This window comes from Paenibacillus sp. MAH-35, from assembly GCF_058135425.1.
Map to the genome: position 1 here is coordinate 48,976 of NZ_JBYUPU010000030.1, position 20,791 is coordinate 69,766.

Here is a 20,791-nt window from a genome sequence, read left to right on the forward strand (position 1 = left end):
ACAATAAGGGATTGGCAGGAAGGAGCTGCTTCTGCGATGAGCCGTCGCGAGAATAGCCACGCTTTTTTAATCGATTTGGACGGGACGATGTATGCAGGGAACTCGAAGATCGAGCATGCGGAACCTTTTATCGGGAGACTCCGGGAGCTGAAGCTCCCGTTTCTGTTTGTGACGAACAACTCTTCGAGGACGCCGGAGCAGGTGGCCGAGCATTTAATCCGGATGGGGATAGCGGCAATGCCGGAGGAGATCGTCACTTCTTCGCAGGCGACTGCGCATTATATTGCTGTGCGTAAACCGGGAGCAAAGGTGTTCGTGATCGGTGAAGCCGGTCTTAAAAGCGCGCTTGAGGGAGCGGGTCTGGAGCTTGTGGAAGATCAGCCCGATTATGTCGTACAGGGGATCGATAGGCAGTTCAATTACGACAAGCTGGCGAGAGCCGTACAGTATATAACCGATGGCGCCGAATACGTGCTTACGAATCCGGACCGGCTGCTTCCTTCGGATGGCCGGCTCGTTCCCGGAGCAGGCTCGATCGCGGCTTCGATCCAAGGCGCGCTGCAGATCGAACCTGTCGTCATCGGCAAGCCGTATGAGCCGATCATGCGGTTCGCTTTGGAGCGGTTGGCGTTTGCAGAGCAAGTATGGGCGGTAGGCGATAACCCGGCGACCGATATTTTGGCCGGTCAAGCGGCGGGTCTGCGGACTGCGCTCGTACAGACGGGCATTGCGGCGGCAGACAACGTCGAAGAGCTGCTTGAGCGTTCGGGAGCGTCGCCGGACCTGATCTGCTGCAACCTGGAAACGCTGCTGGAACGGTTGAACTTGCACCCGGAAGGGCAGGCTAGCAAGTAAAACAACCAAAAGAAGGAAATCCAATGCCAGAACTTCCCGAAATGGAAACGTACCGAATGTTGTTAAGCCAGCGAATGCTGCATCAGCCGATCGTAACGGTCGAGGTCGAACGCGAGAAATCGATCAACGTCCCTTTCGAAGCGTTCCGTCAACGGGTCGAAGCCCGTTCCGTCACCGGCATATCCCGGAGAGCCAAACATCTGTTGTTTCACCTCAACAGCGGCGATATATTACTGCTCCATCTTATGCTTGGCGGCTGGATGTTTTACGGCACCGAAGAGGAGAAGCCGGACCGGACGACGCAGGTCGTGCTTTCGTTCGGACAGCGCAATTTGTATTTTATCGGATTGAGACTCGGTTTTTTACATCTGCTCAGCCGGGAGGAAGCGGACAGCCGTCTGGCGGAGCTGGGGCCGGAGCCGCTCGAGCCCGGATTTTCCGAAGCCGATCTGCAGCGCAGGCTGATGAGGAAACGGACGATGCTGAAGCCGGCGCTTGCCGACCAGAAGACGATTGCAGGGATCGGAAACTGCTACTCCGACGAAATCTGCTTTGATGCGGGCTTGCTGCCTACACGAAAAACCTATTCCTTGTCTCCGTCCGACTTCGGAGCTCTTTACCGTTCGATGAACCGGGTGCTGCGCGAAGCCATTCGGTTCGGCGGCTATATGGAGGACCCGCTATTTCCCGGGGATGCGCTTACGGGCGGGGTGAACAGCCGCTGCACCGTGTACGACAGAGGCGGGGAGCCGTGTATCCGCTGCGGAAGTCCGATTGTGCAGGAAGAGCTTGCTTCTCGCAAGGTGTTCTACTGCACGAACTGCCAGCATTAACGAACGAGGAGGAACCGATCCGTGTATTTCGGCGCTCATGTAAGCATTCGCCACGGTTTTCTGGAAGCCGCGAAGCAGACTCATCGCATGGGAGGACGCGCGTTTCAGTTTTTTCCGAAAAATCCGCGGAGCCTGTCGCTCAAAACGATGGACCGCCGCGACGCGGAAGCGTGTGCCGCTTTTTGCCGGGAACATGACATCCGTTCGATCGCCCATACGCCTTATCCGACGAATCTGGCCGCAGATGCCGGAGAGCGCAGACAGATCGTCGTCCGCTCGCTGCTGAACGATCTGGAGATTGCCGACGCTTGCGGAGCGGTAGGCGTTGTCGTTCATTTTGGCATATACAAAGGTGCGGAACGGCTCGACGGGTACAAAAATATTGTAGCCACGTTAAACGAAGTTGTTGAACAGTGGGAAGGAACGTCGCAACTGCTGATCGAAAACCAGTCGGGCGAGCACGCCCGGATGGGGATGACTTTCGAGGAGCTGACCGGAATCCGCAATTTGTGTGCCCATCCGCACAAGGTCGGGTTTTGCCTGGATACGTGCCATGCGTTCGCCAGCGGATTATGGGACGGCTCGAACTGGGGCGAGGTCGAGGCTAAGGGCGTTTCGCTCGGATATTTCAACGAGCTGAAGGCCGTTCATCTGAACGACTCCGTTTACCCTCACCAATCGTACAAAGACCGACACGCCAACATCGGCAAAGGGGAAATCGGGGAGACGTCTTTGCGCAAGCTGCTGGAGTCCCCCTACCTCCGGCATATTCCGATCGTGCTGGAGACGCCGACGCCGGCGGCCGGCACGCATAGGGAAGAAATTGCGAAGCTAAAATCTTTAAGCGGAGAGGGAAGCGGATGATCGATTTGTATCTGGACGACATGCGCAAGTGTCCGAAAGGGTTCGTGCTGGCCAAAAACGCGGAGGAATGCGTCGAGCTGCTGCGCGAATGCGAAGTGCGAGTGCTGTCTTTGGATTTCGATCTGGGCTGGGGCGCCCCGAACGGGATGGAAGTCGTCCGCTTTCTCGTTGTGGAGCAAAAGTATCCGGCCTATATTTATTTGCATTCGTCGAGCGCCGCAGGGCGTTCCGCGATGTATCATATGTTATATACGAACAAGCCGGATCATGTGCGGTTATTCAACCATCCCATGCCGGAAGAACTGCTGCGCCTGATCGCAAGCGGCAAATTCGAGGTGGAAAACGGGTCCGCACATAAGCTACAATAGGATAGGTCTTTCTTACAGTGCGAGTTCAAAAAGTCCGGTTTTTAGCACCGAGAAGAAGGGAAGAAGCTAGGAAATGAGGAGCGGAGCGTAGTGGGAGCTTTTGTGAGCACCGGCAGTTCCGGCTGAATTCCATATTCGTTGTCGAGTAGACTTCCTGATCGGCTTCGTGATCAAAAGCGGACTTTTTGAACAACCTCTTACAGGAGCTTGAGTATATCTGAAGGCGGTGTGCGAATTTTGATCCAGCTGGACAATATTCATTTTATACGCGGGGAACGTACGATTTTAAACGATGTTAATATGCATTTGCGTCAGGGAGAGAACTGGGTCATTCTCGGCAAAAACGGCTCGGGGAAAACGACGGTTCTGGAACTGATCACCGGCTACCAGTTCCCGAGCTCGGGCAAAGTACGCGTACTGGGCCAGCCTTACGGGGAAATCGATCTGCGGATGGTGCGCAATAAGATCGGCTACATCAGCCAGTCGCTGATGGAGAAGCTGACGATGCGCGACCCGGTATGGGAAGTAGTCGCTACCGGCGAATACGGATTTTTACGGTTTTATCAGGATATTCCGGATGAAGTGAAGCGCAAGGCGATCGAGAAGCTGGAGCAGGTCCGTCTGCCGCACGTGGCGGAACAGCCGCTGGGGTCGCTTTCACAAGGGGAACGCAAAAAAATTATGCTCGCGCGCGCCTTGATGACCGATCCGTCGGTGCTCATCCTGGACGAGCCTTGCTCGGGCCTCGATCTGTTCGAAAGAGAGCAGCTGCTTGAAGATATTCAGGAGCTGGGCAAAACGGGAATACTCATGGTATATGTCACTCACCATATCGAAGAGATTGTTCCGGTTTTTACCCATATCGCTTTGATGGATCAGGGCAAAATCGTGGCACAGGGCGAGAAGAAGCAAGTGTTGACCGCCCAGCTGCTGCGCGACGCTTATCAAGTGCCGGTAGAGATCGACTGGATCAAGGACCGGCCCTGGATTCACGTTGTTTAATGACATCCACTATTCATACAGTGAAATGATAGAAACGTTGAGGTGCATCGATGAACGAGCAAGCCGACATCGCCGCCGCCTCGCAATTTGTCGTTACGTCCAACCACGGATTTGCGGCATATGCTCAAGACGAGCTGCGGGCGCTGGTACCGGGAACGAAGTTTGAACCCTTAATCGAAGATGAAACGTACCTGATGTGGATTCCGCTCGATCGTGAGGCGGCGATCCGCCGCATTACGTCGCATGAGCCTATTTTCCTGAGACATATGCATCCGATTGACAGAACGGTCGGAACTTCCGGAACGGCGGAAGATGTCAGCCTGTTGGCCGATTTGGCGGGTCAGCTGTTTTTGGACGAGTTCGATGGGGAGATCGGCAAAGTCACCGTGCAGATTCGCAAGGCGGAACGATATGAGAGCGAATATTCCCCAGCCGAGCTTCGGGAAGCGATATCTGGCGTATTGTTTGAGCGCTGCGGGGTGGAATCTGTAGTGAAAGAAGCGGAACGGATCGTATCGGTATTTTTGTCGTCCGGCGCCGCATACATAGGCGTCTCGACGTCTGCGGACAATTTGTCCGATTGGCCGGGCGGAGCGGTGCGCTACCGGAAGGAAGAGGGACAGGTGTCCCGGGCGAAGTTCAAGCTGCTGGAGGCGGAATACGCATTCGGGCTGGAGCTGTCCCGGTTTCGCAAAGCGCTCGATATCGGGGCTGCCCCGGGAGGGTGGACCTCGCTGCTGCTGGAGCGAGGGGCGGAAGTGACAGCCGTCGATCCTGCGGATCTGCATCCCGATCTGCTCGGACATCCCCAATTGACCTATCTGAAGCGAAATGCCGGAGAAGTCGCTTTCCGCAGCGGTTCTTATGATCTGCTTGTATGCGATATGAGCTGGAGTCCGAAGCAGATGATCAAGCTGATCCTGCCGCTGCTTGACGCCTTGCGTCCCGGAGGGGCCGCTGTTATTACGCTGAAGCTGATGCATGGCAAGCCTTTCCAGACGGTGAAAGATTCGGTTCGGATGATGCAGCCGGTCATGCAGCTGCGCAAAGCGAAGCAGTTGTTTCATAACAGGGACGAGCTTACCGTTTATTTGCAAAAAATCAATTGATCTCGACCCGGCGCTGTGATACACTTAACGTCAAATTGATCAGCGAATAAATCGATGAAGAGGAAGAGTAGACGCTTCCCCTGTTCCCAGAGAGTCGGCGGTATGGTGCGAGCCGATGTGCAGCCAGCGTCGAAAATCACCTCGGAGACGGGACCCGAACGCAAGTAGGGAACACGGATTTCCACCGTTACCAGGAACGGCATATGTTGGTATGCCGACAAGAAGCGCCGGAGCTTCGTCTTGTTGCCGTATGTTTACGGTAACGACGATTTGCCGGAATTAGGGTGGTACCGCGAGAACGCTCTCGTCCCTTTTGGGATGAGGGCTTTTTTTGTTTTCTCGACCAAACAACAAATGAGGTGGTTTAGATGGGGATTACCAAGTCGGGTATCGGGACATCGTGCAAGCCAAGTTTAAGCTGAATGGAAGAATTCATCGCACGCCGCTTGTCCATTCGCAGACGTTCAGCCGGATGGCCGGCTGCGAGCTTTATTTGAAGCAGGAAAATATGCAGAAGACGGGTGCGTTTAAAGTGAGAGGCGCGATCAACAAAATCGCCAATCTGAGCGAAGCCGAGCGGGCGTGCGGCGTCGTTACGGCGTCGGCGGGCAATCATGCCCAGGGAGTGGCGCTCGCCGCCGATCAGGCCGGCATTCCGTCAACCGTCGTAATGCCGGTAAGCGCCCCCGAAGCGAAAGTGTTCGCCACGCAAGGCTACGGTTCTAAAGTGATCCTGCACGGGATGAACTACGATGAGTCGTACGAGCGTGCTAACCAGATTGCTGTGACGGAGGGGGCGACACTCGTCCATGCGTTCGACGATCGTTACGTCATTGCAGGTCAAGGAACGGTCGGGATGGAAATTCTGGACGACCTGCCCGATGTGGATGCGATTCTGGTGCCGGTCGGCGGCGGCGGTCTGATCTCAGGAATCGCGCTGGCTGTCAAATCGGTACGGCCCGAAGTCCTGGTGATCGGGGTTCAGCCGGCCGCGGCCAGCTCGGGATACGATTCGTGGCGCAGCGGCTCGGTTTGCCGGGTGGAGCGTCCGGCGTCGGTGGCGGACGGTTTGCTCGTGAAGCGTCCGGGCGAATTGCCTTTGAAGCTGATGCTGCGTTATGTCGACGATTTCGTACTCGTATCGGAGGAAGAAATCGCCGGAGCGATGGTTTTGCTGCTGGAACGGGCCAAAGTGCTGACGGAGGGGGCGGGGGCCGTCGGTTTGGCCGCTGTCATGAACCGGGCGCTCGGCTTGCAGGGCAAACGGGTAGCGCTTGTCCTCAGCGGGGGCAATGTGGACTTGATCCGGTGGGCCGGTATGATCGCTCCGGCTGCGATCCATCAGGTGTAGGGAAAAGAGTGAAGCACAACTTGGAGGCATAAACTCCCGGGATAGCGGAATACGTATGAGCATTAACGACGGATGCCGAGTAGCGGAGGAATCGGAGACGGGAGTTCCGAAGCGAGATGTTGCTTGCTTACTTGCTTCTAGAGGAGGAGTGGAATGTGACAACGCAAGAGCCGTTAGGAGCGAATCTGGTTGATTTGGACGATCCGGCGAAAGCGGCTGAAACGCGGCTTGTGGTCAATTCGGCAGTCGCCACTTTGTGGAGCGGGCCGAATCGGGCCAGGGAGAAGGATATGCCTTCTCTGCTCGCGGCTGCAGACATGCGCGCTTGGACCGGCAGCATGGATGTGGAGGAGAAGCTGTGGCTCGTGGGGAAGCTGGAGACGCAGGTGCTGTACGGGAAGCCGGTGAAGCTTGTTGCTGTCGATGGCGATTGGGCGCAAGTTATCGTACTTGGTCGGCCGACTTCCCGGAGCGATCAAGGTTATCCCGGTTGGATGCCGTTGCGACAATTGGCGGAATGTGGCGGCTCTGCCTCGCTTGCCGCCTGTCCGGAAGCTGTCGTAATTTCGCCGACCGCATTTTTGTACGCCGATATGGAGGGTACCGTTCCGTTTATGGAAATCAGCTTTAATACCCGGCTTCCGGTCGTCCGCGAGGAAAGGGACATGTATGTCGTTCAGACGCCGGCAAACGGGGAGAAGACGGTCCGAAAATCGGAGGCCGTTGTCAGAAATGTTTCCGGCAGGCTTTCTACGCCTTCCGGCGAGCAGCTGGTATCCGCGGGAAAATCGTTTCTCGGACTGCCTTATTTATGGGCCGGGATGTCCGGCTTCGGATTCGATTGCTCCGGCTTCACGCATACGCTTTACGATTTCTTCGGCATTCTGATCCCGCGAGACGCTTCGGACCAGGCGAAGTCAGGTATGCGCGTAGACCGCGCGGAGCTGCGGCCGGGCGATTTGCTCTTTTTTGCTTCGAATCGCGGCAAGGGAAAGGTTCATCATGTCGGCATGTATGCGGGTGGCGGCCGGATGCTTCATTCGCCCAGCTCCGATCGCTCGATCGAGATCATTCCGCTTGATACGCCTTCCTACTCGCAGGAGTTTGCAGGCGCCCGGAGATATATCCCCGAATAACGGATTGACAAGCCGCCGCTGCTTGCTCCAAGCGATTTGCCGGTGGGTGTCAACGTCTGTCGCCAGTCGCCCTATAGTGAGAGTTCAAAAAGTCCGGTTTTCAGCACCGAGAAGATGGGATGAAGCTAGGAAATGAGGAGCGGAGCGTAGTGGGAGCTACGTGAGCACCGGAAGTTCCGGCTGAATTCCATATTCGATGTCGAGTAGACTTCCTGATCTGCTTCGTGATCAAAAGTGGGCTTTTTGAACAACCTCTTATAGCGAGATTGATGTGGAAAAAGATGGTGGAACGGTTCGTCCGATTTCGCTATAATGAGTGGTAAACCACATAGAATGGGGGGAATCGATGAACCGTTTGACACCACCGGCCGAAACTCCGCCGGCAGGAACCGTATACGGGGGGCGCTACAAAATTATACGGCCGCTCGGCGAAGGCGGGATGAGCGCCGTATATTTGGCCGACGATCTGCGGCTTCCCGGCAAGTTATGGACGGTTAAGCGGACACAGCTGACAGGCATTTCCGGACTAACGGCCGCCCATGAGGCCGCTATTCTCATGAAGCTCGACCATCCTTATTTGCCGCATGTTGTCGATTATTTTCCTCCGGACGAGTTGGGGTTCAGCCATCTGGTCATGGAATATGTCGACGGAATTACGCTGCAGCAGCAATTCGAACGGAACGGCGGCCACATTCCGGCGGCTTCGCTGATCCGCTACGGCATTCAGCTGTGCGAGCTGCTGCAGTATATGCACGAGCTGGAATCGGGACCGGTTATCTTTCGCGACATTAAACCGTCGAACATTATGATCGACACTGCCGATCACGTACGGCTGATCGATTTCGGCATCGCCCGCAAACACTCGCCGGACCGGCTGGCCGACACGGTGCCGCTCGGCACGGTCGGCTTCGCCGCGCCGGAGCTCATCGAGTCCGGCCGGACCGATTACAGATCCGATCTGTACTCCCTCGGAGCGACATTTTACTATTTGCTCAGCGGAGGACGGATGTACCATACGGTCCGCAAGCCTTTAGCGCTTGCAGGCGGCGAGCGGGAACGGCTGCTGACGGAGCTGGTCGACCGGCTGCTGGACGATTCGCCGGTATTGCGGCCGGCGTCGGCTTCCGAAGTGAAATCACTTCTCGAACGATGCTCCGATCCGGACGCTTACCGGGCGGATGCGATTGACGGCCGCGCAGCCGGCGGCTTGTTTCCGGTCAAAAGAGTGAGGGTTGTTGTTGGCGGGCTGTATCCCGGAGCCGGAGCGACGTTCGTTGCCGTAGCGCTCGCCTCCTTGCTTAGCGAGAGAGGAGTCACCAATGCGGTGGTCGAGCATCCCGGAGTTCGTCCCGAGCTTTACGGGCTGCTGGATGGCGAGCGGAACGCGCCCGCCGACTATTTGGGCCACACGGGGAGAGCTTCGGCTGTCCGCGAACGCTGGACGACCGGGTTAACGGAGTGGGTGCCGCTTGCGCCGGCCGGTCATGCGGCGCTGCCTGAGGAAGGCACTATCGTGCAGAGGATCTACAAAATCGACGCCCAGGTCACGCTGATTGATATCGGAGACCGGTGGCTTGATCACGATGTCGTCAAACTGCTGGATGAAGCGGATGCGATCGTCGCGGTTGCGGACCCGAGTCCGTCCCGGTGGACAAGCCCGTCCGCCCGATCCATCGCTGATTCGTTAATGAGGCGGCATGCGGCGGGCCGAAGCGTTCATTTTATGGCGAACAAGGCGGTCCCATTCGGAGGAGCCAAGGAATGGTTGTCGTCTTTTCCGTTGCGCCCTTCCGCCGTCATTCCGTACGTGCCGTTCGAAGAGATCGTCAAGTCGTCCTGGAAAGGCAAGCTGCCGCAAGAAAACCCGAACGTGATGCCCGTCCTGCACAAGGCGTTGTCCGCATGGTTGTCCAAGTCGCTGAAGGTGGACCGGCAAAGCGATAGCGGCAAAGGATGGCTCGGCAAACTATTTTCGGGTACGCTCTTGCACTAATTGGCAATTATGGTATAATTGGTTACATCAAATCGTTATAAGCGGAAGCACCGCAATCGACGGCTACAACACCGTCGTTTGTGGTGCTTTTTTTGTCGTTCAGGGGAGCATGTCGTTTTTCTGAACGGTGAAGGGTTGTGCCGGAGAGGAGGAATGGACCATGACCCGCAAGCAGTCGATAGGGCTTGCGGTCGGAGCTGCCGCCGCCGGAATCGCGATGGTGGCGTCCGGACTGTGGATCTGGTTTGGAGTTTGAATGAGGCGAGGGGGAGACGAATGACGGCCAAGCTGGAGGTCGTGATTGCCGACCGGGATGCGGATTATTTGGGGCTGTTAATGCATTATGTACGGGAATCGGATTGGAGCGAGCTGCTGTCGGTCCGGCAGCTGACCAGGCCGGACATGCTCCGGGAGCACCGGCAGAGCCGGGGGGCCGACATCTATTTGATCCATCCGGATTTCTGCATCGAGGACGGGAAGGACGGCCTGGTCATTCTGCTGCAGGAGACACCGGGGGAAGCGGGCGGGGGCACGGCGGATGCCGGGGAGTTAGCCGGCATTTATAAATACCGGCCGTTGCACCAATTGTTCGGTCAGATGCTGGAGCTGTACCGCAGCCGGTCCAATCCGGGAGAGCCGCGCCCCGTATCCGGTGCGGCGTCAGTATACGCGCTGTATTCGGCTTCGGGGGGAGCGGGGAAGACGACGGTTGCGGTTCATCTGCTTCGCTGTCTGGCGGAGAAGGGACAGCGCTGCCTGTACTGGAACATGGAGCTGTTTCCGGGTGCGGCGTTCCCTCAGGAGGCGGATGTTGAGCTTGCGGCCCGGTTCGTATACGGGCTGCGCACGAATGCCGATTGGACGGACGAGGCGCTGCCCAAGCTGCTGGCCCGTGCCGAGCCGTATGGCTTCGATTATTTTCCGGGCTTTCGCAAAGTAAAGGAATCGCTGGACCTTACGCGAGACGACGTCGCCAGCCTGATCCTCCGGATAAGAGCTGCCGGCCGATACGATGTTGTCGTCATCGACCTGGAATCGACGTTTCATGAACGGGTGGTTGGCGCCTTAGCCGCATGTGATATCGTATTGTGGCTCGTTACGGAGGATAAGGAGTCAGCGGCCAAAACATCGAGGCTGCTGAGCGAAATGAAGGAGGGGCTGGGAGGAGCGGCGGACCATCTCGAGAAATGCCGGTTCGTATTGAACAAACATACCAGCGTCTTGTCCGATACGCTTCATCGGGGAATAACGGGTGTTGAAGGGAAGGCGATACCTATGACAGCCAGGCTGCCGTATGTGTCCAAGTGGAAACAACTGCACGGGGCCGAGCGTTCATCGTCCGATCCGCTGTTCGCGGAACGAATCGCGGAGATGGCCGAGCTGATCCGTCCCGCCTCCGGAGGTGATCCTGTTGTCCGTACAATCGATAGCCCACGCGCTTCGCGACCAAGTTCGCGACACGATTGATCTGGCCGGCGACCATTCGGACGAGAGCTTCTATCGATCCATCGAGGAGACGGTGTTCCGTTATGCGGGCGAGTCGTATATGACGGCGAACGAACGGCGGGAAGTCGTCAAGGCGATTTTCAATTCGTTCCGGGGCTTGGACGTCCTGCAGCCGCTAATCGACGATCCGGCGATCACAGAGGTGATGATCAACGCATATGACGAGATTTATATTGAGCGGGAGGGCCGCGTCCTGCCGTTTGAAGGGCGGTTCGAGTCGGCGGGCAAGCTGGAGGATGTGATTCAGTCGATCGTGGCCAAAGTGAACCGGGTCGTGAACGAGTCTTCGCCGATCGTCGACGCCAGACTGCCGGACGGATCGCGGGTTAATGTCGTTTTGCCGCCGATTGCTCTCAAAGGACCGGCTATGACGATCCGTAAATTTCCGACCAGTCCGTTAATGATGGAGCATTTGATAAGCCGCGGAGCGATTCACGATGAGGCGGCGGCGTTTTTGGCCAAGCTGGTTCGCGGCAAATACAACGTGTTCATCGGCGGCGGCACCGGGTCGGGCAAAACGACTTTTCTGAACGCGCTGTGCGCTTATGTGCCCGAGGACGAGCGGATCGTTACGATCGAAGATTCGGCGGAGCTGCAAATTCGCGGCGTGCCGAACTGGGTGCGGCTGGAGACCCGCAATGCGAATACGGAAGGGAAAGGCACGATAACGATCCGCGATCTGATCCGGGCGTCGCTGCGTATGCGGCCCAATCGGATTATCGTCGGGGAAGTTCGCGGCGCCGAAGCGTTCGACATGCTGATGGCGATGAACACGGGTCATGACGGTAGCTTATCGACCGGCCATGCCAATTCGGTACGCGACATGCTCAGCAGGCTGGAAACGATGGTGCTTAGCGGTGCGGCGCTGCCGGTCGACGTCGTTCGCAAACAGATCGAATCGGCCCTCGACATTATGGTGCATTTGTCCCGATTTCGCGACCGGAGCAGACGGGTAACCGAGATTACCGAGATTGCGGGGATGGAGGACGGGGAGATTCGGCTGAATCCGCTGTACACGTTTGTAGAGGAAGGCGAAGACGAAGCGGGTATGGTGCTTGGCCGTCTGCAGCGAACCGGCAATCCGCTTCTCGGGATGCAGAAGCTCGAACAGGCGGGAATCACCCTGCTTCCGTAGATGCTGGTACCGGATCTGCGTGAGAACCAGGAAACCTGATGAGGAAAGGAGGTGATTGCGGGTTGTGGATAATGGCGGTTGCGATTGCCACCGGGGTGGCTGCGTATGCGGCATTCCTTTTATGGGGTCGGTTGGGTTTAAGCCGAAAAAGTACGGCACGCGGATCAGGTGGGAGAACGGATCGCAAATCCGGCAGCGCATCTGTCCCGCCGGACATTGGCGATTATGAGGATTACGCGATGAGCCGAGCGGATCAGTGGATTTCGGGATGCGCCGCCGGTGCGGTATTGTTCGTACTCGGATTTTTATTTTACAAAAACGTCCTGATCTGCCTGGTGATTTCGATGATTGCGGTTCTGTATCCGAAAGTAAGGAAGCGGCTGCTGATCCAAAGACGCAAGGAGGAGCTGCGCCGGCAATTCAAGCATGCGTTGTACTCGCTGTCCTCGGCGCTTTCGGCCGGCAAGTCGGTGGAGAACGCGTTTCGTGAGACGGGAAGCGATCTGGTCTTGTTGTATCCCGACCCTCGTACCGATATGATTCGCGAGTTGAACCGGATTAACCGGAGGACCGAGAACGGAGAACCGATTGAGCGATCGCTGCTCGATCTTGGGCGCCGGAGCGGCATTGAGGACGTGAAGCAGTTCGCGGAATCGTTCGCCGCTTGCAAACGGACGGGAGGCGATCTGGTCGAGGTGATGCGCCGGACGTCGAACCTGATCGGGGAGAAGATGGACATCGAGCAGGACTTGTCGGTACTGATCGCACAGAAACGGTTCGAGGCGAAGGCGCTCGGGTTTATACCGTTTGTGATCGTTGCGTTTTTGTCGTTCAGCTCTCCGGATTATATGCAGCCTCTATACGAAGGGGCGGGTCATTTGATCATGACTGCAGCTCTGCTTATTCTTGCGGTGAGCCAGTGGCTGGCCCGGACCATTATGAACATCGGGATGTGAGATATGGAACGTATGCTCCGCTTGCTGGCTCCCCTGTCGGGCCGAATCGCCGAAAGGTGGAGGCTGACGGAGAAGCTGTCGAAGGGCAATTGGAATCTGGTTCACAAAATGATTGCGCTCCATGGCGAAGATCCGGATATGCGACATGCCAAAACGTTTTCGGCTGATCTAATATCCGCGATAGGGCTGACCGTTGCGTCAGCCGTTTTGCTCGGCCTTCTTACAGGCGGCGATCTGTATGTAACGGGAGCTTGCATCGCTTGCGCCTGTCTGGTTCCGTTCGTGATGTTTCGCCGTCTGGATAACAAGATCCAGCATAAGCGAAGAAAGCTGGTTATGGAGCTGCCCGAATTTCTGAACAAGCTGACGCTGCTTGTCAATGCCGGAGATACGGTGCAGGGCGCCATCGTCCGATGCGCCGAAGCGTATTCGTCCTCGGGAACGGGAGGACCTCTGGCCGCAGAGCTGGTGATGCTGGCGAACCGGCTGCGCAACAACGAGTCGTTTCCGATCGCGATGGAGAAGCTGAGCAAGCGTTGCTCCTCCGCTGAAATATCGGTATTTACAACGACCGTACTGATGAATTACCGAAGGGGCGGCGAATTATTCGTCCTGTCTCTGCGGTCCCTGAACCGCGAGCTGTGGGAGAAACGGAAGGCGATGACGCGCATCCTCGGGGAGGAAGCGTCAGCGAAACTTATTTTTCCGATGCTTCTTATATTGCTCGCCGTGATGATGATAGTGGCCGCGCCGGCCATATTGCTTATGGACTAGCCGGACCATTAAAAGGAGGAACAATGTGGTGGATCAAGGGAAACGATTGATGAAGCAACTATGGGAGGAAGAGGACGGTATCGGGACGCTGGAGCTGCTGCTAATTGTAGCTGTTCTCGTGATCGTTGCGATTGCGTTCCGCAAATGGATTTTATCCTTTATTAAAAAACTGTTCGGGGAGGCCAACAGCGAGCTGAGCAATACGGGAGCCAAAGATTGCTTGAGCACGCCCGATTCGTGCCAGGCTCCTGCTTCTCCATGACCGGTACAGCGAAACGTCTCCGGCCAAGCGGCCGGAGAGGGAATCCCAGTTTGGCGCTTCGGGTAGCGAATCGGTTCATCCGGTCGGATTCGGGCAGCTTTACGCTGGAAACGTCGCTCGTATATCCGACTGTGCTGCTGATTGTTTTCTCGATTGTTTTTTTCAGCCTGTTTTTGTACCAAAAGGTATCGTTGTATCATACTGCGGCTGCGGCTGCCGAACGTTCGGCGTACTCTTGGGACAACAGCGGAAAAGACTGGGAGACGGGAAACGTGGCGCCGCAGCGAAACGACGGTTTATACTGGCGTACCGGCAGCGATGGAATAAGCGGGATGTTCGCATTCGGCGCGAGTGGCGGGGTGCGGAGGATCGAGCTTCCCGCCGGCTCCGCAGACGAAGCAGGAGCCGGCTTGCCAGAACGCAAGCTGTACAAAGCGGCCGAGGAACTGCCGCAGCAAGTGAAGGGTACGATCACTTACCGGCATGGAATCGTAGACCGGGAGGTGACGGCCCGCCTGGGACAAAGCGGGGTGCTTCCGTTTCTGGCGAGCAAGTGGACCCGATCCTGGATGGAAACCGAAGTAAGCTCTGTCGTAACGGAACCGGTGGAGCTGATCCGCAATGTCGATTTCGTCCGAACGTTCGTCGTCCGGGTTAAGGATATGATATCCAAACCGAAAGCCGAGCAAACGGTTCCCGCCCCGACCGAAAACGTCACGAAGAAGCTGGCGTTCGGGCGTGCCGAAGAAGCGGCCGAATACATCCGCTCGATCACCGGGGGAGTAAAAATAACGGTAAGCCCGCCTTCCGGACGGAGGCAGCTGGACGCTCTCGACGCGGACGGTCTCGTTCACGAGGTGAAGCTCGGGTATACGTCCAAAAGTAAGGACATCGAATCGCAGATCATTAAAGATTTGGAACTGATGCGCAGCGGCTCGCAGGTGAAAGGAGTCGTGTGGCACTTTTTCCGGAAGGAGAAAGACGGGAAGATCGGTCCTTCGAAGCCGCTGAGACAAGAGCTGGAGAAGCGTGGCATCCTTGTCGTTATCCATCAGTAACGGCAGGCGGTGCACGGAAAGGAGGCTTCGCGCTTGTGTGGAAGTCGAGAGCGGGTACGGTATCTATATCGCTCGTATTGCTGATCGCGCCGTTGTTTGCATTTCATTCGGTATTAATTGACTCGGCAAGGGTGAAGATGGCGGAGCGGCAAACGGAAATAGCGTCCAAGGCGGCGCTGCGGTCCGTACTGTCCGCTTACGACCCGGTATTGCAAACGTACGGATTGTATGGCTTGGGTATAAGTCCAGAGCAGAGTTCCGAGCTTTTTGCGCAAGTATTGGAACAAAATTTATCGCCGGGCGGCGGGGGAACGTTCCGGCTGGTCGAAGCGTCCCCGGTATCCGAGTCGCTCAAGCCGCTGTATACGTTGGCGAATTCGGCTGTCTTCGAGCGGCAAGTGCTGGAGGAGATGAAGTATCGCGCCCCGGTCGAGTTTACGCTGAATGTAACGGACAAGCTGCTGAACGGCTCGAAAGCGACGTCCATGCTGTCCGGTTTATCGAAGTTTACGGAGCAGGCCGGGAAGATCGAGGAACTGATTGTCGAACGGGAGAAGGAATTGGACGGGGCTTGGGCAAAAGCGCAGGAAATTGCCGAGAAAGCTTCGATCTACCGGAACTACTATGCTGTGAAGCTGGGGAGACTGGATGAGCTGAACCGTTTGATCGGACTTCGCCAGGCGGAGGAAGTGAGAGGGCAGATCCAGACGATCCGTTCACAGGCTGAAGCGCTGAACCGTACGATTACCAAACGGAAAGCCAGCATGGCCGAGCTGATCCGCGCGGGCGTACAGGCAGCGGAGGTGCTGGCCGCCATGTCGCAATCCATAAGCGAGCTTGAACGCAGCGCAGCGAAATTGTACGCCCAAATCGACGAGCTGGAACGGATTCTTTTGTATATCGCCGAATATACGCTTTTGCTGCCCGCAACGAAAATGGAAGCGAAGCGCGATCAAGTCATTCTGACCGAGCAGACGCAAGCTGTATTCCAGACGCTGGACCGGGCTAAAGCGCTGGACGACCGGATCAGGGAAGAAATGGGCGGATTGCCGGCGGATTCGGGCATAGCTCCGGAGACGTTGCATGCGGCAACGATGCCCGATGCTTATTATATAGCGTACAAGACCGGTCTCGGCGGGATCAGCGCCATGTTTAGCGGATTCGAATCTGCGCTGGACGCAACGACTTTATTTGCCGGAGACACCCGGTTCGATTCGGTGCGGATGGAGATTTTATCGGAGTCCAACGACGCGTACGCGGGCAAAGCGGTGCAATTTCTTAACGAACAACGCGCGGAGGAGGAACGCCGAACAGCCCAAACCGGGCGGATCGCCCAATTAAAACGCCAGGAACAGGAACGTTACGCCCATATATGGGACCAGGTGCGCAAAATATGGGCGGACTGCGGAGGCGGCACGGAGGAAGCCTACAAAGCATTAACGGACGACTCCGATTCGGCAAACCCGTCCTTTTATCGAAAGTATATGGACTACAACCGGGTTTCTTCATCGGAAACGTCCGGCGTAGAAGAGCTGGGCAGCGCGGAGGAGGCGAAGGAACGAACCAAAGGCACGATCGACAAGCTGTTAGGAGGCTTGGCTAACGCAGCCGGCCAGTTCCGGGACGAGATGTACATCAATGAGTATGCGCTAACGAAATTCAACTATAGGACGTACGGAAAGGAGACGGGCAAAGACGGCGTGTTGAAACCGGATTATGAAAGATCCGGGCGCGCTTCGCACGAGCTGCCTAATCAGGAAGCGGAATATTTGCTCTACGGGCTTAATTCGTGTCTGAAAAATCAATCTGCGGCTTATACGGAGATGTTCACGCTGCGACTGGCTGTCCGAACGGCGGAGGCGCTCATGTCGCCGGAAGCGAAAATCGTCGCCGCCGGTTCTCCGTTGCTAACGATCCTCTGGGCGATTGCCGAAGGCGGGGTTAAGGCGTATAGCGACATGACGAAACTCGTAAACGGGGAGGAAGTCCCGGTGTCGGACAAACTTCCGGATACCGTAACGATGAATTACAAAGATTATTTGCGCTTGTTTCTGCTCCTGCATACCAAAAGAGAACCGATGAACGCCCGGATGCAAAGCTTAATCGAATTAAATACCGGGACGGATCTAAGAGAGACGCCGGTCTATATGCAAGCGAGGACGGAAACGAAGGTGCGGCTCTGGTTTATGCCGTATTCCATGTCTTTGTTCGGCTATCCGGTTGAAGGCAGGCAGGCGGCTATCACGAAAACCGCTGCTTTATCGTATTGAAGCGTCACTGTCCGCCAGGATGTAAAGTAAGGCTGCTGAATCCAAAGGGGGGAACCTATGTACAAGGCGGATCGCCGGAGGGGCGGCTTGAAGCTGATAACGGACGAGCATGGCGGCGTGACGCTTGAGGCGACGTTGGCGATGCCGTTTTTTCTCGCGTTCGTGCTTGCGCTTATATGCATGATCAAACTTACTGTAGCCGATATGGCGCTGCAGAACGCAGCCACGGAAACCGTCAAGCAGATGGCCGCCAGCGCCTATCCGGTCCAGCTGCTTGCGGATGAAGCGCTCCGGTTGTACGGACAGAGCCAGGCGGGCGGATTCGTCGAGCAATGGCTGGGCCATATCCGCTCCGCGCGGGATAAGCTGACGCAAGGGGAGCAATGGGTCGAAGATTACAAAGCGTTTATCCCGGATCTGTTCGTCGATTGGGTCGATTGGGAACGCCAAAAGCGGGAGCAGCTAGAGAAGCTGGGAACGGACGAATACGACCGTTACGTCGAATCTCATATCGATCCCGCGGTTCGCACCGCTTTCAAGCTGGCCGTTCTGCGTTATGCGGACCGGAATGTGCTGAAGGAAGACAAGCTGACCGTGTCTAAAGTTGTCGTACCCAGTTTCACGGACCCGGGCCGTAGGTTCGTAGGGATCGAAGCGGAGTACGTGGTGAGATTACCGATCCCTTTTGTGAATAAAACCGTGAAGCTTCGAAAAAAAGCGTACGAGCGTATATGGACGGGAGCGTAAACGGGACGAGGCAGCGAATAAACAGAGCGCTGTACGTTCACTTTCCAGGGTGTTGATATGCAGGTTGGAATTACGATTCGGGAATGGGGGAAATGAAGGATGGTGGTCGTTGCGGGACTGGCCGCTTTAATTTTGGTGTCGTTTTACCATGATGTCAAGCAAAGTAAAATTCCTAACCGGTATACGGTAGCCGGAATTGCACTCGGTGTAGGTTACAACGCAGCAATCGGCGGCTGGGACGGATTAGCCGGATCGCTGCTCGGTTTCGCCGCAGGTTTCGGCATTATGCTGGCGCTGTATCTATTCGGCGCGGTCGGTGCCGGAGACGTCAAGCTGTTTGGCGCCATCGGTGCTATGGCGGGCGGCGAATTCGTCATCAACGGCGCGCTGAACTCGATACTGTTCGCGGCGGTGATCGGGCTCGTGCTTATCGCTGTACGCAAGCAGTTCGTGCCGCGGCTTCGGAGTACGGGAGCGCTGTTGTTCAATTTGCTGCTGTTTCGCGATATGAAGGGGATTGTCAGTTACAAGAAGTCGGCGGCCACCTTTCCGTTTATGTATGCCGTGCTGCCGGCGATGATATTCACTGCTACTTATTGCAACCCGTCGTTATAAAGAGGAGATTGTGATGGAACGAACATGGTACGGCTTCAATTTTGATTTCGTCCGGCACAGAGGAATCTGTCTCGTCTTATCGGGCGTGCAGCCGATCCGCTATGACGATCTGGAACGAATCGGGCGGCGTATGCTGGAGTCCAACGATATCCCCGGGCTGCTTCCGCTGGAGATTGAAGAAATCGATCTGCAGATCCGGTTTCGCTACGATATTACCGGTTATAAAATGTTGTCCCAGTGGATGAAGTCGGAGAAGCTGGTGCTTCAGACTTATTACAGGCTGCTGCTCCAGTGCGCGAAAATCATCGATGACAGTAAAATCTATATGCTGCGCGAAGAGGGCTATTGGCTTCATGAGGATTTCCTGTTCGTCTGCCCGGAATCGCCCGATGAGCTGAAAATCGTCTATGTGCCGGTAGCCGCAGCTGATGCGGGGCTCACAGGTGCCAAGCCGCCGGTACGGGAACAATTTAAGGAGCTGGCGCTGCGACTGTCGGGCTGTATCGACAGGATTGAAGGGAGCGAGTTTTCCGCGCTGATGTCCGTGCTGCGCCGTGAACGGTTCGAATTTCATGAGCTTAAAAAACAGCTCAGCTCGTATCTCGATCCGGTGCAGACGGCTCCGGGCGCCAAACCGCAACTTTCCCCCCTTGATCCCGAGCCTGGTCTCACTGCAAAACCCGCTCATACGGATCGGAGAGCGGCCGCAATGGGAGGGAGTCCGCCGAATGCCGGAGGATCGGAAGCGAGAGCGAGTGGTCCGATTGCCGAAAGAGCTAACGGGATATCGGAACCCGACGCAGAACCGCTGAACATTCCGACCTGGATAGGAGTCAGAGCCGATTCCGCGGCTACCGATCGCGGCGGATCATCCCATCCCTTTCCAATATGGAGCGGATTAGAGGGGATCGAAGAGGAGATGGCGAAGTCCGATCCCGCGATCCGGTCTGCAGAGGAATCGGTGGAAGGCAAGCCGCTGGCCCCGCGTCAAAGGCTGTTGGCGGGAGCTGGTGCGGGAGCGGTGCTGCTGCTCTTATGGAGCTTTTATCCGGCGGAAGCTCCGGAAGGAGCGCTCATCGTATGGGCGGGGTTAACCGTTTTGCTGCTCGATGCGGTATTCGTATTTGTTTTGCTCCGCCCGTGCTGGCCCGGAAAAGGCAAGCTGCATGCGATCGCCCAGACGTACCAAGCGATGGAGGAGCGGGAGATGACCGGGTTAACCGGATATATGCCTCCAAGGAAAAAAGAGGAGCGTTTGCCGCCGCGCAGCAGCACTTCCGCTGTTCCAGCGTCAGCTGCCTCCTATTCCGTACATCCGAATCCGGAGCAAAATGAACCTTTTTCCGGCTTATACGGGCGTCAGGAAGCAGCCGCAGCCGCCAAACCTACTACACTGCTTCGCGCCCCGGATGCGACTGTATTGCTCCGTCCGGAAGGGAGCGGACTTCAGGAGAGGATCGAGCCGGAACAGCAGCAATATGACGAATTGGAGGTGCACAAAGCCGGAACGGTGCAGCGGGTCCCGCTGAAGTCCGAGCGGTTTGTAATCGGCCGCGATGCGGGTGCTGCAGATTTTGCGGAAGATACGGCGGGCGTTTCGAAGCTTCACGCGGAGATCGTGTGCGAACGCGCGTCTTATTACGCCAAAGACCTGGGTTCCAAAAACGGTACGTTATGGAACAACGAGCCGATGGTTCCTTACAAATGGTATCCGCTGGCGGAAGGGGATTCTTTGCAAATCGTACACACCCGATTCGTATTTGTCGGCAAGTCTGTGGGAAAATAAGATGAAGAAGATCGGAGGGTCAGCAGCGATCTGTTATAGGCAGGGGAGCGGGGAGCGTGGTTGCACCGCATGACGGCGGCCGGTCGGACACTGAAGCCGCTGGGCGATATGAAGTCTACGATTTACGATTTACGATATGCAATGCCTAGTATATGAAGTTCCAGCAGAACA

Annotated in this window: 19 protein-coding genes and 1 other annotated feature; all 19 genes read left to right on the top strand. The window is 56.5% G+C overall.

Annotated elements, in window-relative coordinates; all coding sequences use genetic code 11:
• The first annotated feature begins 36 nt into the window (after positions 1-36).
• The 19 genes from AC3Y2E_RS24815 to AC3Y2E_RS24905 all read left to right on the top strand — a co-directional run bounded on the left by AC3Y2E_RS24815 (position 37) and on the right by AC3Y2E_RS24905 (position 20,620).
• On the top strand, positions 37-855 hold the full coding sequence (locus AC3Y2E_RS24815) for an HAD-IIA family hydrolase (protein ID WP_379215193.1): 819 nt from the start codon (positions 37-39) through the stop codon (positions 853-855).
• 23 nt (positions 856-878) lie between these two features.
• Positions 879-1,688 carry an Fpg/Nei family DNA glycosylase gene (locus tag AC3Y2E_RS24820; RefSeq protein ID WP_379215195.1) on the top strand — a complete coding sequence of 270 codons (810 nt, stop codon included), beginning with the start codon at positions 879-881 and terminating at the stop codon, positions 1,686-1,688.
• Between the two features lie 21 nt (positions 1,689-1,709).
• Positions 1,710-2,552, top strand: coding sequence for a deoxyribonuclease IV (locus AC3Y2E_RS24825; protein ID WP_379215197.1), 843 nt, complete (start codon positions 1,710-1,712; stop codon positions 2,550-2,552).
• On the top strand, positions 2,549-2,920 hold the full coding sequence (locus AC3Y2E_RS24830; protein WP_379215199.1) for a cyclic-phosphate processing receiver domain-containing protein: 372 nt from the start codon (positions 2,549-2,551) through the stop codon (positions 2,918-2,920). Before AC3Y2E_RS24825 ends, AC3Y2E_RS24830 begins: the two co-directional genes overlap by 4 nt.
• 237 nt (positions 2,921-3,157) lie before the next feature.
• Positions 3,158-3,922 (top strand): ABC transporter ATP-binding protein, encoded by a 765-nt coding sequence (locus tag AC3Y2E_RS24835; RefSeq protein ID WP_379215252.1) that lies wholly within the window; start codon positions 3,158-3,160, stop codon positions 3,920-3,922.
• A gap of 50 nt (positions 3,923-3,972) precedes the next feature.
• On the top strand, positions 3,973-5,031 hold the full coding sequence (locus AC3Y2E_RS24840) for an SAM-dependent methyltransferase (protein ID WP_379215201.1): 1,059 nt from the start codon (positions 3,973-3,975) through the stop codon (positions 5,029-5,031).
• Positions 5,032-5,076: 45 nt separating this feature from the next.
• Positions 5,077-5,346: a binding site (T-box leader), on the top strand.
• A gap of 85 nt (positions 5,347-5,431) precedes the next feature.
• A complete protein-coding gene (gene ilvA, locus AC3Y2E_RS24845; RefSeq protein WP_379215203.1) occupies positions 5,432-6,382 on the top strand; it encodes a threonine ammonia-lyase in 951 nt (316 codons plus the stop codon).
• Positions 6,383-6,537: 155 nt separating this feature from the next.
• Positions 6,538-7,518 carry a C40 family peptidase gene (locus tag AC3Y2E_RS24850; protein WP_379215205.1) on the top strand — a complete coding sequence of 327 codons (981 nt, stop codon included), beginning with the start codon at positions 6,538-6,540 and terminating at the stop codon, positions 7,516-7,518.
• Between the two features lie 346 nt (positions 7,519-7,864).
• A complete protein-coding gene (locus tag AC3Y2E_RS24855; protein ID WP_379215207.1) occupies positions 7,865-9,511 on the top strand; it encodes a serine/threonine protein kinase in 1,647 nt (548 codons plus the stop codon).
• Between the two features lie 276 nt (positions 9,512-9,787).
• The gene (locus AC3Y2E_RS24860) at positions 9,788-10,978 is read left to right on the top strand and encodes a nucleotide-binding protein (RefSeq protein WP_379215209.1); all 1,191 of its coding nucleotides are present in this window, start codon (positions 9,788-9,790) and stop codon (positions 10,976-10,978) included.
• The gene (locus tag AC3Y2E_RS24865; protein ID WP_379215211.1) at positions 10,923-12,152 is read left to right on the top strand and encodes a TadA family conjugal transfer-associated ATPase; all 1,230 of its coding nucleotides are present in this window, start codon (positions 10,923-10,925) and stop codon (positions 12,150-12,152) included. Before AC3Y2E_RS24860 ends, AC3Y2E_RS24865 begins: the two co-directional genes overlap by 56 nt.
• 239 nt (positions 12,153-12,391) lie before the next feature.
• Entirely contained in the window at positions 12,392-13,108 is a 717-nt protein-coding gene (locus AC3Y2E_RS24870) for a type II secretion system F family protein (protein ID WP_379215213.1), read from the top strand.
• A 3-nt stretch (positions 13,109-13,111) separates the two neighbouring features.
• Positions 13,112-13,882: a type II secretion system F family protein gene (locus AC3Y2E_RS24875; protein WP_379215215.1), complete on the top strand. Its 771-nt coding sequence runs from the start codon at positions 13,112-13,114 to the stop codon at positions 13,880-13,882.
• A gap of 28 nt (positions 13,883-13,910) precedes the next feature.
• On the top strand, positions 13,911-14,144 hold the full coding sequence (locus AC3Y2E_RS24880; RefSeq protein WP_379215217.1) for a Flp1 family type IVb pilin: 234 nt from the start codon (positions 13,911-13,913) through the stop codon (positions 14,142-14,144).
• Positions 14,145-14,194: 50 nt separating this feature from the next.
• Entirely contained in the window at positions 14,195-15,202 is a 1,008-nt protein-coding gene (locus AC3Y2E_RS24885) for a TadE/TadG family type IV pilus assembly protein (RefSeq protein WP_379215219.1), read from the top strand.
• A gap of 35 nt (positions 15,203-15,237) precedes the next feature.
• Positions 15,238-17,472, top strand: a complete 2,235-nt coding sequence (locus AC3Y2E_RS24890) for a hypothetical protein (RefSeq protein ID WP_379215221.1) — start codon at positions 15,238-15,240, stop codon at positions 17,470-17,472.
• 57 nt (positions 17,473-17,529) lie between these two features.
• Positions 17,530-18,219 carry a TadE/TadG family type IV pilus assembly protein gene (locus AC3Y2E_RS24895; protein WP_379215223.1) on the top strand — a complete coding sequence of 230 codons (690 nt, stop codon included), beginning with the start codon at positions 17,530-17,532 and terminating at the stop codon, positions 18,217-18,219.
• Between the two features lie 99 nt (positions 18,220-18,318).
• On the top strand, positions 18,319-18,834 hold the full coding sequence (locus AC3Y2E_RS24900; protein WP_379215225.1) for an A24 family peptidase: 516 nt from the start codon (positions 18,319-18,321) through the stop codon (positions 18,832-18,834).
• Positions 18,835-18,847: 13 nt separating this feature from the next.
• The gene (locus AC3Y2E_RS24905) at positions 18,848-20,620 is read left to right on the top strand and encodes a DUF6382 and FHA domain-containing protein (protein ID WP_379215227.1); all 1,773 of its coding nucleotides are present in this window, start codon (positions 18,848-18,850) and stop codon (positions 20,618-20,620) included.
• The last annotated feature ends 171 nt before the right edge of the window (positions 20,621-20,791 follow it).